Origin of the sequence: Psychromonas ingrahamii 37 (assembly GCF_000015285.1) — a bacterium.
In the GTDB taxonomy this organism is placed as follows: Bacteria; Pseudomonadota; Gammaproteobacteria; order Enterobacterales; family Psychromonadaceae; genus Psychromonas; species Psychromonas ingrahamii.
In genome coordinates this window covers 1,692,125-1,705,030 of record NC_008709.1, presented here as the reverse complement: position 1 = coordinate 1,705,030, position 12,906 = coordinate 1,692,125, and the positions used below count along the sequence as shown (strand labels likewise).

The 12,906-nt window shown below is 39.1% G+C and carries 14 protein-coding genes and 1 pseudogene; 3 read left to right on the top strand and 12 right to left on the bottom strand.

The features are described 5' to 3' along the window. Positions 1 to 323 precede the first annotated feature (323 nt). The 12 genes and pseudogenes from PING_RS07315 to PING_RS07265 form a co-directional block, all read right to left on the bottom strand. The gene (locus PING_RS07315) at positions 324 to 785 is read right to left on the bottom strand and encodes a heavy metal-responsive transcriptional regulator (RefSeq protein ID WP_011769765.1); all 462 of its coding nucleotides are present in this window, start codon (positions 783 to 785) and stop codon (positions 324 to 326) included. A gap of 12 nt (positions 786 to 797) precedes the next feature. Further along, positions 798 to 1,166 carry a hypothetical protein gene (locus tag PING_RS07310; RefSeq protein WP_011769764.1) on the bottom strand — a complete coding sequence of 123 codons (369 nt, stop codon included), beginning with the start codon at positions 1,164 to 1,166 and terminating at the stop codon, positions 798 to 800. A 51-nt stretch (positions 1,167 to 1,217) separates the two neighbouring features. Then, complete coding sequence (locus tag PING_RS07305) at positions 1,218 to 1,424, bottom strand: DUF2933 domain-containing protein (protein ID WP_232279434.1); 207 nt, start codon at positions 1,422 to 1,424, stop codon at positions 1,218 to 1,220. Positions 1,425 to 1,502: 78 nt separating this feature from the next. Beyond that, positions 1,503 to 1,871 (bottom strand): cupredoxin domain-containing protein, encoded by a 369-nt coding sequence (locus PING_RS07300; RefSeq protein ID WP_011769762.1) that lies wholly within the window; start codon positions 1,869 to 1,871, stop codon positions 1,503 to 1,505. A 9-nt stretch (positions 1,872 to 1,880) separates the two neighbouring features. Continuing rightward, a complete protein-coding gene (locus PING_RS07295; protein ID WP_011769761.1) occupies positions 1,881 to 4,415 on the bottom strand; it encodes a heavy metal translocating P-type ATPase in 2,535 nt (844 codons plus the stop codon). A gap of 182 nt (positions 4,416 to 4,597) precedes the next feature. After that, on the bottom strand, positions 4,598 to 4,867 hold the full coding sequence (locus PING_RS07290) for a DUF3081 domain-containing protein (protein WP_011769760.1): 270 nt from the start codon (positions 4,865 to 4,867) through the stop codon (positions 4,598 to 4,600). A 341-nt stretch (positions 4,868 to 5,208) separates the two neighbouring features. After that, positions 5,209 to 5,334: pseudogene (locus PING_RS21965) on the bottom strand (IS982 family transposase); the annotation flags it as partial. 44 nt (positions 5,335 to 5,378) lie between these two features. Next, a complete protein-coding gene (locus PING_RS07285; protein ID WP_011769759.1) occupies positions 5,379 to 6,107 on the bottom strand; it encodes a DsbA family protein in 729 nt (242 codons plus the stop codon). Positions 6,108 to 6,205: 98 nt separating this feature from the next. After that, positions 6,206 to 6,733 carry a protein disulfide oxidoreductase gene (locus tag PING_RS07280; RefSeq protein WP_011769758.1) on the bottom strand — a complete coding sequence of 176 codons (528 nt, stop codon included), beginning with the start codon at positions 6,731 to 6,733 and terminating at the stop codon, positions 6,206 to 6,208. Continuing rightward, the gene (locus PING_RS07275) at positions 6,733 to 8,832 is read right to left on the bottom strand and encodes a protein-disulfide reductase DsbD family protein (protein ID WP_041766134.1); all 2,100 of its coding nucleotides are present in this window, start codon (positions 8,830 to 8,832) and stop codon (positions 6,733 to 6,735) included. Before PING_RS07275 ends, PING_RS07280 begins: the two co-directional genes overlap by 1 nt. Positions 8,833 to 9,785: 953 nt before the next feature. Then, positions 9,786 to 10,343: a Spy/CpxP family protein refolding chaperone gene (locus PING_RS19415; protein WP_011769756.1), complete on the bottom strand. Its 558-nt coding sequence runs from the start codon at positions 10,341 to 10,343 to the stop codon at positions 9,786 to 9,788. A gap of 47 nt (positions 10,344 to 10,390) precedes the next feature. Next, positions 10,391 to 10,588: an SHOCT domain-containing protein gene (locus PING_RS07265; protein WP_041766131.1), complete on the bottom strand. Its 198-nt coding sequence runs from the start codon at positions 10,586 to 10,588 to the stop codon at positions 10,391 to 10,393. A gap of 195 nt (positions 10,589 to 10,783) precedes the next feature. Here PING_RS07265 and PING_RS07260 point away from each other — a divergent pair, with 195 nt between their 5' ends. Genes PING_RS07260 through PING_RS07250 form a run of 3 tightly spaced genes read left to right on the top strand, consistent with a single transcriptional unit; the run spans position 10,784 to position 12,877 of the window. Further along, positions 10,784 to 11,494, top strand: coding sequence for a response regulator (locus PING_RS07260; RefSeq protein WP_011769755.1), 711 nt, complete (start codon positions 10,784 to 10,786; stop codon positions 11,492 to 11,494). Then, complete coding sequence (locus PING_RS07255; RefSeq protein WP_011769754.1) at positions 11,487 to 11,801, top strand: hypothetical protein; 315 nt, start codon at positions 11,487 to 11,489, stop codon at positions 11,799 to 11,801. The genes PING_RS07260 and PING_RS07255 overlap by 8 nt, the downstream gene beginning before the upstream one ends. After that, positions 11,798 to 12,877 carry a sensor histidine kinase gene (locus tag PING_RS07250; protein ID WP_011769753.1) on the top strand — a complete coding sequence of 360 codons (1,080 nt, stop codon included), beginning with the start codon at positions 11,798 to 11,800 and terminating at the stop codon, positions 12,875 to 12,877. The genes PING_RS07255 and PING_RS07250 overlap by 4 nt, the downstream gene beginning before the upstream one ends. Positions 12,878 to 12,906: the final 29 nt, after the last annotated feature.

The following is a 12,906-nucleotide window of genomic DNA, read 5'->3' as shown; positions in this document are numbered from 1 at the left end:
TGGTTGGACTGGGTATTTCAATAAACAGCGCTTAGCGCGCTGTTTTCATTTTTAGGTGATTAAGCATTGAGCTTAAAGAGCGCAGAAGAGGACAATTCCTAACGTCAATGCAGCATTTTTTGTTGAAGATATGGTTAAATTTCAACACAAATTTGTTCTCGGCAATAGCAAAGTGCTTAAAATACTCGCCCAAAATACGACATGTTATAAAAACAAGAAGTTATCGTAATCTCAATAGTTATAAGGCGTTAGGCTTATACAATAAAGCTAACAACAGTGTTCTGGAACCCTAAATCCGGAATCTATCGAATTTCACCTCGCCCTTAATTTGCAAATTCATCAATAATTGGACAATTTGGCTTTTCATCTCCACAACATTTTAGGGTGATATTTTTTAAACTCTCTAGCAGTGCTTGTTCTCTCTTTATTTTTGTTTGTAATTCTTCAATTTTTTGAGAGAGAAGTGCTTTTACATCGGCACTTCTTCTACCACTATTTTCAGATAATGCTAATAAGTTTTTACTTTCTTTTAAACTAAAGCCTACGTCTTTGGTTTTTTTTATAAAATGCAGTCGTTTAATTAAAGCACTTGGATAATAGCGGTAATCATTTTCACCACGAGGTGGTGGATTGGTTAAACCTATCTGTTCGTAATAACGGATAGATTTGACAGATAACCCCGTTTCTTGAGCTGCTTGGCTGCTTGGCTGATAGTTAGCATGACTGGGCTCCTTTAGCTTGTTGTTTTTTAAATATCGATTTTTTAGATCGTTAACAAAATACAATTAACTTATTCGCTATTTGTGTTTCGTACTTCCAGGCGGTGGTCGACTGCAACAAGATGGCTTATGTTTGATATTGTCCTTCATATTTTGATCGACGAATTTATAATAACCTTCTTTAAAATGGTGCCACCACCCCCCAGAGAGTTCTGCACCATGCTTAACAACGACAAGTTTAATGGCCTCTAAATTTAGTTGAGTGACATCATAAGCGATGTGCAGTAGTCCGTCTTTAATATCAAGCGTTACGCTCTCAATGCCAACAGCTTCATCTATTTCAGAGATGATTTTAGCTCGGTTAAATTCAGTTAGCTTTTTTAGTTGAAGCTTTCTAATAACTAAATTAATTTCTGTAACACCTACTCGGTGCTCCAAATTATTCATGCTTTCCTCCTTCTCTTTTATGTCTTACTTAGAAAATGGTGCAAATATTTTCTATTTATTATCTTTATTATCTTTATTATCTTTATTATCTTTATTATGATGGCTCCCATGCATAAACAGGTGCATGACGGGACATAATAATAGAATTGAAAAAGGTAAATACTCGAAAAAATGCTGATTATGTTTAGTCAGTAAATAGTAAAAGAGGCTTATTACTGCTGTTAAAATTAGCCAGCCTTTAGGCGTGGATAAAAACATCTTAAATTTATTGATCATAGTCATTACCTCAATATTTATGTTGACCGCATTGTTAATGCTTAACATTCGCAATATTATTTACTCAACCACTAGATAACCTTTGTACATTTGCATTTGACAGTGAAATACATATTTCCCTTTTTTCATTATAGGAAGTGAAATTTCAATGGGTTTATTCAACGGTAATTCCTCACTTATTTCAAAATCAGGAAAGATGACCGTTGCTGCACAGGGGCTGGGATCTTTACGTGTAAATTTAAGTGTCGTGCCAGCGTTTGTGCTTAGTGCAATTGTTGATGGTTGATAAACACCATCTTGCACAACAATACTTATTTCTCCATTGGTTTTATTTGCTGACATTTTTTGCTTTTTCTTCGGAGAGTAAAGCCAAAACCACCAGACTATTAAAAGAATTAAACCAATTCCAACCAAGTTAATAATGAACATAATTTTCTCCTAATGATCTTGTGGTTTAAAAAACCGTAAACGGTTAGCATTACTGACCACGGTTAAAGATGAAAATGCCATTGCCGCGCCTGCAATAACAGGGTTAAGTAACAGTCCAAAGAAGGGGAATAAAATTCCCGCGGCGAGCGGTACACCTGCTGCGTTATAAATAAAGGCACCCACTAGATTTTGTTTAATATTACGCAAGGTGGCTTTACTCACGGAGATGGCATCGGCAAGGCCATGTAAAGAGCCGCGCATTAATGTTATATCTGCACTTTCTATCGCCACATCGGTCCCTGTACCAATTGCAAAACCAACATTAGCCAGCGCAAGTGCCGGCGCATCGTTAATGCCGTCGCCTGTCATACCGACTATTTCACCTTGAGCTTGTAATTCAGCCACTTTTTGTGATTTTTCGTCCGGTAGTACTTCAGCAAAAAAATCTGTTATACCTACTTTTTGTGCCACCGCTTTTGCCGTCGCCTGATTATCTCCGGTGAGCATGACTACCCGGATACCATTTTTTTGTAAGCGTTTGATAGCCGAAATAGAATCTTCTTTGATAGGATCGGCAACGGCGATAACCGCAGCTAAATCACCATCAATAGCGAAAAACATGGGAGTTTTAGCCTCGCCTGCCATTTTCAGGCTCACATCCTGAGCTTCTTTATTAACACTGATGCCTTGCTCAAGCATTAGTTTTTGATTGCCAAAAAATAAACGTTTATCGCCAACGATCCCCTCTACGCCTTGGCCAGCAATAGCATTAAAATGTTCGACTTTATCTGTTTGTAAACCTCGTTCATTTGCGGATTCCACAATGGCTTCTGCCAGTGGATGTTCAGAGCCGATTTCTAAACTTGCGACTAATTGCAAGATCTGGTTTTCGTCCATTGAATTAACGCGATATATATCCGTTACTTTAGGCTGACCTAAGGTAATAGTGCCCGTTTTATCCAGGATCATAGTGGTGATTTTTGAAGCATTTTGTAGGGCTTCGCCATTGCGAATAAGGATGCCAGCTTCCGCCGCTTTACCCACCCCAACCATCACAGACATAGGTGTTGCCAGCCCTAATGCACATGGGCAGGCAATAATAAGTATTGTTGTTGCTGATACAACGGCAAAAGCAATACTGGGTTCCGGGCCGAAGTTTAACCAGACCAATGCACTAGTAATTGAAATAATCATAATAACGGGGACAAAATAAGAAGAGATAATATCAGCTAATCGTCCGATCGGCGGTTTAGAGTTTTGTGCTCGTTTAACCATCTTAATTATTTGTGCGAGCGCTGTATCTTTACCGACGCGAGTGGCTTTAAAAATAATAGATCCACTTTTATTAATGGAGCCGGCAACAATCTCATCACCTTGTGATTTTTTGACCGGCATTGGCTCGCCAGTTAGCATCGACTCATCAATGGTTGTTTTTCCTTCGTTAACTATGCCATCAACAGGGATACATTCACCGGGGCGAACGCGAACCAGATCATTTAATAAGACTTGTTCAATGGTTATGTCAATATCTTTTCCATCACGAATAACGCGTGCGGTTTTCGGCTGCAAGCCAATTAATCGCTGTATCGCTTCGCTAGTACGACCACGCGCTTTGACTTCAAGCGCTAACCCTAAATTAATTAAACCAATGATCATTGCGGTCGCTTCAAAATAGACATGTCTTGCCATTTCAGGTAAAGCCAACGGATAAATAACGACAATCATTGAATATAACCATGCAGTGCCAGTCCCTAACGCAATTAAAGTATCCATATTCGCATTGTGATTAACAAAAGATTTCCATGCACCGACATAAAAATGTTTACCTGCAAAATACATGACGGCAGCACAGATAAGGCCTATGACCAACCAAACACCCCGCTCTATCGGTGAATTGACTGTCATCGGTCCCCCTAAAAGACCATATGCCATTAATGGAATCCCTAAACCTAAACCGATCCACACCTGCAAGATCAGTTGTCGATAATACTTTTGATCGGCTTTCTCTTTTTCATCGAGTAGCGTCTCGTCGCTGGCATTGTCTGTACTTTTAGCGTTATATCCAGCCGCTTCAATGGTTTTTATTAGCGTTTCTGTCTCAACATCACCGGTTATAGAGGCGGTTCTGAGAGCGAAATTTATCTGCGCTTGTTGAACATCAGGTAGTGCATTTAAGGCTTTTTCTATCTTACCGACGCAGCTTGCGCAGGTCACACCCTCTAAAAGTAACTCTTGTGTTTTTGTTTGGGCGTCATAAGGCGCTTTATTTGTCGGTGAGGGAGCGACTGACTGACTGTTATTCAATGCATCGTCTTCTGGTGAAGATGCTGTTTTGTAGCCTTTTTGTTCAATCAAAATCACGATAGATTTTAAAGTGCCATCATAATCGACACTGTCATCAATAGTGAATTCTGCACTCTTGGCTGCAAAACTCACTTCAGCATTAATTCCTTCTATTTCATTGAGTGCGGCTTGTAATCGACTCGCACAACCCGTGCAGGTCATGCCCTCTATAGGTAACTTTAAGCTTGTGGATAAAGACATACATCCTCCTTAATTTAGTTTCGACTGTAACCTTAAGAACAAGCTTAGTCATTACTCTTAGGGGAAGGTCAAGCTGAGAATGAAATATTTAAATTATTTATAAAGTTTTTTTAAATTTGTCTAAATGGCAAAATTTTTATGAAAATAAATTTACAGAGTCGCCTATCGTTATTGTTTGGGCTTTATAAATTATCTTTTTCAGCCAATAAATTTGATACTAATTTAAAAAAAAATTCCCGCGTCTCTTTGTGTTGATAGTCAAAATCATATGAACCGTGAAACATGAGCGTCACAGTCAAATCTCTATAGGCTAACCAGCAGGTATATCCGTCGAACTCATAAGATGCACGAATACCTGAAAGCTCATAAACGCTATCAGTCTTGCTGCCCTTAGTGGTGACTAAATTCAATATGTGTAACAGGTTTTGTTTTTTTTCTTTATCTAAATACATAACTCCCTCCTTAATTCAGTTTCGGCTGTCATCTTAAAAACAAGCTTAGTCATTACTCTTAGGGGAAGGTCAAGCTGAGAATGAAATATTAATAGTGAATGATGGCTATTAGAGTGCCTACATAAGGCATAAGGATCAATTGCTCGGGAAGTGACTAATTTTTCAGGAACAAATTTGAACGTTGGAATTTACGACAACGACCTGAAGGGCGTAGGGCAAGACGCTGAAGTCATTTACGGCAGTTCAGTGTTATGAACTATCGTTCAATTCACTCTCCGAAAAAACACCTCGATGATGACAGATAATAGGGCCGCGTTATTCCTAAATAACCTGAGCTCGGGTTAAGCCATTATGATATTTTCACCCATTAGCACATTTTTTTCATTGGCTGTTAAATTGATTGATGCCTTATCTTTTTGCAGGCAATAGGCAATTAACCCACCCCGCATATTTGCAACAAATCCTGTACACCCATAGTCTTTAATTTTAGCTACGGGTGCTGATTTTTATGCTATTTTAATTGTGATTTGATCAATTTATCCAGTTGCGCTTGAGGTATGGCCCCGGGACTTATTTCATTGCCAATAATCAAGGCGGGCGTTCCTCGCAAACCTAATTGGCTGAAGATTCTCTCATTCTTTTCCACCATCTTCTTTTTCCTTTCATTCGGGGCTAACGCCGCTTCAGTTCCGGTCATTTCCGCTATTTTCATAATCGATTCACTGTCATGTTTCGAGGGTTTAGCCATCATTAAACGGTGTACTTCAGAAAAGGCGGGTCTGTTGTTTTCCCATACGTTCAAAGCATACCATGCTGTATTGGTATCCAAATCAGGGATCATCGGTTGCTGAAAGGGTAAGTTGATATTAACGACTCGAATTTCAGGATACTTGTTAATCATCTCAACCAGCCCTGACTCTAAACGCTTGCAATAGGGGCAGTTGTAATCGGTAAAGTTGATGATGGTCAGTTCAGGGGCCTCTGAGCCAAAATAAGAATGCATTGGGTTGTTATATAAATAGTCATGATGCTGTTTTAGTGTATTACTGATGGTTCCTTGGCCCTCTACGTACTTGATTAAATTTATATATAATCCTTCAATCACTTCTGGATTCTGTTCCAATAAACTCGTTATTTCAGATAATTTTTTTTGTTGCGCAACGCTAATTTTTTCCGCAAATACGACCGATGAGAAGAGCAGGCTTGCTGCAATGGATGTTGATAATAATAATGATTTCATAATGTTACCTTAAGAGAATTAAGAGAAGTATAAACGTAGCCAGATATTGCAATTGATGTTGATAATAGTAATGATTTCATAATGTTACCTTAAGAGAATTAAGAGAAGTATAAACGTAGCCACATACCCATTGGGGTTGTAAAGCCGGTTGTGATTGAAGATATTTCACCGTTTTTGACGATGAAAATTGATGGGATGACAGTAATATTCCAAGTTTGGCCAATGTTACCTTTTGGATCATTAATGACCGGGAAGTCGTACTCTTTGTAAGCCATAAATTGCCCTAAGCGTCTATCATCACCGGACGAGAGAGCCACAGAAATAACCTGGTGACTCTCCGATAACCAATTGACACTTGGGCTGACGAAGTTACAAACAGAGCACCAAGTTGCCCAAAAGTAGAGTAAAATGGGTTTATCTTGACTCATTTTTTTAATATCAACCCAGTCACCTTCCAAAGTACTCATTGACAGAGAAGGCATATTTGTCGATGGCATCTCTCTGCTACGCCAAGCATCAATAGCTAACGACAAAACCGTCACAATAAGAGTGAATGTCAGAATCTCTTTCATCCACCGTACTACTTTTGTTTTAGGTTTATCCTTTTCCATCCCTTTATTTACCATTATTGTTCTCTCCCTGCATCTTCCAGTGCCTGCATAACTTCATCACTGCTTAATATGACAGATAAAGGCAAACCTTGTGGGGCATTCGGGCCATAGACCACATTTAGAGGCACTCCAAATCGTTGATAACTTTTCAAATAGTTCGTGATCCTGTCACTTGGCTTGGTCCAATCACCTTGCATAGTGATCACTCTTTCCTGCTTCAATTCAGAATAGACGGGATCTTGTAAAATAACGCCGATTTTATTGGCTTTACAGGTAATACACCAGTCAGCCGTTATATCAACAAAAACGGTATTACCCTGCTTTACATATTGATCAATGCTATTTTCATTGAGTGGCAACCAAGTAAGATCGTCCTTAATAAATGTCTGAGCGGTAAGATTAGCAATAAAAAGCCCTGCACTGGTAAATAGCAGGCTAACGGCTAAAATCACAATCACCGTTTTTTTACCATGATTTTTAGCTATTCGGTATAACAAATAAGCACAGAACAATAAACCAATGACCACGGTTGCTAAGCCTCCGATAAAAGGCACGAGTAAACTCAATAACCACAGCGTTGTCACAAACATCATCAAACCAAAAACAGCTTTCATTTTATTCATCCACAGACCGGGTTTAGGCATCAATGAGATGAGGTTTGGGAATAACGCAAAAACCAGCCAAGGCAACGCCATTCCCAGTCCTAAAAAGGTAAAGACCATCCACATTTCCAAGATGCTTGCCCCTAAAGCAAAAGCCACCGCCGTGCCTAAGAAAGGTGCGCTACAGGGGGTCGCAAGCAAGGTTGCAAACATACCTTGTACAAAATGACCAGAGGTTGAATCCCCCCCTTTATTAGCGATGGATGTTGACAGTCGGCCTGGTAATTTAACTTCAAATAAACCCAGTAAATTCGCGGTGAAGAGTGCTGTTATGGTCACCATAAAACCAATAAACCAGGGGCTTTGGAACTGAATCCCCCAACCCATCGCATTACCTGTGAGCTTTAAAATAAGTAACCCTAAGGCTAATAACCAGAACGAGGTTAATATCCCCGATGCCGAGGCTAAAAATTGCAGGCGAATAGTCCGTTTACTGAGATGTGATGAGGTCAGCATACTGTTCAGCTTCATGCCCAATACGGGTAAGACACAGGGCATAATATTGAGTATTAATCCCCCAAGTAATGCAAAAGCAATCATGGTAAATAAATTGGTTGAGCTGCTTTTTACTAAGGGTTTATCATCAATCACAGCACTTAATTCATGCGCAAAAAGCGCGTCAGAAACGGTGATAGAAACAGGCTTTCCGACCAGTTTGGTTTTGCCTAACCAATTGGTTACCTTATAGGTTGCCGTTACAATATTATTATTAATGTTGATTGCGGGTTGAGAAAAATAGTCATCGGTGACCTCGTCACCATCCACAATAATCTGTGGATCCTGCCACTCTTTTTTTTGCTGTAATGTCACTTGCAAGCGCTGTGAATCATAGTCAAAGGATGCATTAACAACCTCGGTTGAGTCACTTTGGGTCGGAACGCTTGAAAGCCCCTGTTGATATAAATGTTGCGCAGTGGCATCGGTTGTAATATCTGCCAATGTGACAGCTGGCAAATCCAATTCATAATCCGTGAGCACACAAATATTGGTACAGGTCGGCAGTGTTAATTTCCCTGAAAAAACGATGGGTTGATTAATATCCTCCAAGGTTAACTGCATGGGAAAAATAACATGATGTTTGTAACCCAGGGTCATGACGCCAAGTTGCTCATAATAAGTGGGAGTTGGCCAGCGCCATTCTAAATCAGACAGGTTACTTGATTGGCTCCAGTCAAGCGCTGGCGCAATGCCGCCTTCACCGGGAGATCGCCAATAGGTTTTCCACTCACCTTCAAGGTTAACTTCCAGCAAACCATTGGCTTTGTGAGTGGTTTTATCAACTTCACCGGTCAGCATAAAACGCACTTCAACTGGCGGGTGATCGGGATGGGTTAGCCAACCTGTAGAAACAGGTTGGGCTGAGACTGAAAAAGCTGACAATAATAAAGATAAGACGAATAGAATCGTCAATCGTAATCTAACTGCTACTTTCATTAATTGAAATATAAACACAGTATTGCTCCGGAAATTTTTTATAAAAAGAGCTACTCAGACGCATAATAAATGCGAGCTGTTATTTAAAATATTCAGCTGTTTGCTTAGTCCGAAGTGAAAAAATATTTTTATTCACTATCACCTTAGCCAAATAACCATGACTTAAAGGATCGAAAAAACAATAATCTGAATAGTTACAAAGAGAGAGGTATTAACGGAATTTTCATTCTTGAAAGGTGCAGAATACTAAGTGTCGCCTGACCCCATAATAGCGAATGGGTTCAGTGAGTGGTTGGGGTGTTCGTGATTGTTGGAATATGATAGCGGCAATCACCAGCGCTAGAACAAATAGAGGAATGACAACCTCTAGATTAAGAGCAAAAATATTAATGAGGTGCTCACTGCTGCTGCATTCTGACCTGGTATTATCTTGAGTGTCCGATGCCACTTGCTCTGTCATATCGACGTGAGGTGTTAAAGGAGATAAGGAGGATCTTCCTAGATTTTGAGAAATGCACACCAAGAGTACAAGAGCCACTAATAGTAATGACCATGATGCAAGTGTTTGAGGCTTGTATTGCAACCGCGAGAATCTCAAAAAATATAACTCAATCTAAAAGTCTGAATATCATCGTATCCTATTGGTAAAGAGAGAAAAGTCAAGATAGTTTTCGGCATAAGCAATAAAGCTAACAGCTATCATCTGGAACAGACCCACTAATTTTCTATTCATTTACGCTGTCTAAAAATACACTCAAAAGTTCAGCACTCCCCTGCCATTGGTTTACACATAACCAATTAATTTGGCTATGTTCTCTAAAACGATTTGCGTTGGTATAAGGGATGTCGGTTTTTATCGTTATTCTGCCATTATAAAAATGAAAAATCCGTTAATCGAAAGAAGAACAAGCTTCAAATATGAAGCTGGCTCTTCTTGCTCAAATGCTAACAACCAGGCCTGAGTGATTATATTACTGCGTATTCATCATGTTATTTTGCATGCCCGTTAATTGTTCTTTTTGCTGATCATCTAATAGTTGAAAGATTTGATGCTTCATTTTTAACATGACAAGCATTCTTTCGCTCATCTGTGAATGATGATCTGCCATTAAGGCTTTAGCTTGATTTTTATCAAAAACATCATCACTTAATAATGCCTGCATATCAGCATGATGTACCTGCATATCCCCCCTGTTTTGATGATTGCCATTGATCGAAGCTGCCGTGATAGCTTGTATCTCTTGTTTCTGCTGGTCAGTCAAGTTTAGCTGTGAAAAATTCATCGCCATATGCCCTGTACCCATATGCCCCGTACCCATATTGCCCATATTGCCCATACCCATATTCACGGTACCCATGTGCCCCGTGCCCATATTTTCGGTACCCATCTTCCCAGTATTCATACTCCCTACACCCATGCTCATTGAAGCATTTTCTGAGGCATGTTGTGCATGTGCAGCAACATACGAGGTGCCTGTCACTGAAACGGTTAGCACTAGTAGCATTGTTTTAATTGTTTTAATGTTCATGATAGTCTCCAGATTGATTAAAATAAGTGTAATGTATAGGCTGTTTTTTATAAATTGTTCTTTATTTTGTTAAACTGCTCCTCATCTATTTCACCTTGGGCGTAACGTTTTTTTGCAATGTCTATACTGCTTTCCTTTTTAGTACCATAGGATTGATAATTTATAATCAACATAAATAAACCAACCCAAACTAACATCATAAGAATATGTCCCCAAAAAGGCATAAAGTGCCAAGAATAGATCATAATAACCTCCCTTTTAATAAGTAACTTCTGTTCGTTCTATGTTTATATTTAAGCACTGAGTTGTGTCAGAAGTTTGTCTAAAAAAAGGAATTTTGTAATAGTTTGTGGCGAAAAGGCGTTTTGACATACTTTGATACAATTAAGATAAAAAAATAATATAATCTCTTATTTCATCATCAAGTTAAAGGAATCAGCATGGAACAGCCTCATCTATTAATTGTCGATGACCACTATGAAATTCGTGAATTATTACAACGTTTTTTTATACAACATAACTATCGTGTCACTGTTGCCAAAGATGGCAAAGAGATGAAACGTTGTTTAAGCCTTTCAAAAATAGACTTGATAGTGTTGGATTTAATGCTGCCGGGTGAAGATGGTTTAAGTTTATGCCGCGGATTGCGTGTCTCATCTAATATCCCCATTGTGATGCTCACTGCAATGAGTGATGAAATGGATACAATTATAGGTCTTGAGATGGGCGCGGATGATTATCTGGCTAAACCTTTTAATCCTCGCGAGTTATTAGCGCGTATTAAGGCCGTATTGCGCCGTGTAAATACTTTACATTCCCCCGTCTCTGACATTAAACGCTACCATTTTTCACACTGGTCTATTGATATTAATAAGCGTGAATTAACAGACAAAGAAGGTGTAATGGTGATATTAAGCAGTGCTGAATTTGATCTGTTACGGGTGTTTATTGCCCATCCACAGAGAGTGTTAAATCGTGACCAATTGTTAGATTTAAGCAAAGGACGTGAGGGAGGCGTCTATGATCGTTCAATAGACACGCTTATTAGTCGCTTGCGTAAAAAGCTGGAGCTAGATGCAAAACACCCTGAAATAATTATCACCATTTGGGGCGGGGGATATCAATTTACCTGTGAGGTCACACATGATTAAGAAAATATCCCCTAAAAGCTTAGTCTCTCAAATCTGCCTGATTATGTTAATTGGGTTAAGTTTAGTGCTCTCGCTTTCTCTGCAAATTTATTCCGATGAACGCGAACAAGTACTTAATTATGTTTCTAGTGACAGCACACTTGATCGCCTGAGCTCTTTGATTTTTATTTTAAACAAAACACCCTTTGATTTACATAAAGATATTATCAGCGCAAGCCAAGGCGTGGGCTTTGACTTGTCACTGGATCGCAAGCCAATAGTGATCGAAAATAAAAAAACCTTTTATCAAAGAAACTGCACGACTTGATTGCCCCAAGTCAAATAAAAGATATTCGTATTGTCTCAGTTAAAAGTGAACAACTAGATGTGGGCATGAGTAAAATGCATGCAATGCTCAGTGACAATCCGATGCATAAAAAAATGAACAATAGCTATAACTTACAATTAACAGGCTCTATTTTATTAGCAAATCAGCACTGGTTAAATTTTAATTCTGCCATTGATGAAAAAATAGTACAGCTCCCGCTAAAAGCGGTTATTTTAGTCTTTGTTTTCACCCTGCTAATTCTTATCAGTATGACCTGGACGGTAAAGCGCGCATTAAGGCCGATTGACGAATTAGCCGTTGCTGCCAACAAAGTCGGCAGCGAACGGAATTTTAAAGCTCTCCCCGTTATTGGACCGAGTGAAGTGATACCCACTATTATTGCGTTTAATAAAATGCAATCTAACCTCTCTAAATTCATTAATGATCGCACTAAAATGTTGTCTGCGATATCACATGACTTGAAAACGCCTTTGACCAGTTTACGGTTACGACTTGAGTTTATAGCGCCAGGCGAGGATCAGGCCAGAATGCTTGATACGATTGCACAGATGGAAGAAATGCTGAAAGCCACGTTAGCGTTTTCAAAAAGTAATTGGCAGAGAGAGGAGAAGCAGGAGACGGAGATAGTGAGTTTATTAACCACTATTTGTGACGATTATCGTGATCGCGGCATCAACATTCAATTAAAAAGTCATAACAAATTGGTTTTCCGTTTATGGCCTATCGCATTTCGCCGCGTTATTGAAAATTTAGTTAATAACAGTATTGCTCACGGGAAAGATCTTCAAGGTAACCTGGATATCACTATTGAAGCTCTTTTGACCAGTGGAATCTTGACAATTTATGTAAGAGATACTGGCAGGGGAATAGATAAAAGTCAGTTTAAAGAGGTCATTAAACCCTTTGTTCGTTTAGATAAAGCACGTGGTACCCAAAATTCGAGTGTTGGTTTGGGGCTGGCAATTACCCATAGTATTATAGAAGAACATGGCGGTAAATTAACCTTTAACAATCAAAAGATGGGTGGCCTGGAAGTCAAGATTACATTGTCTTAAAAGTAATAGTATTGATTTTACCAAGCATC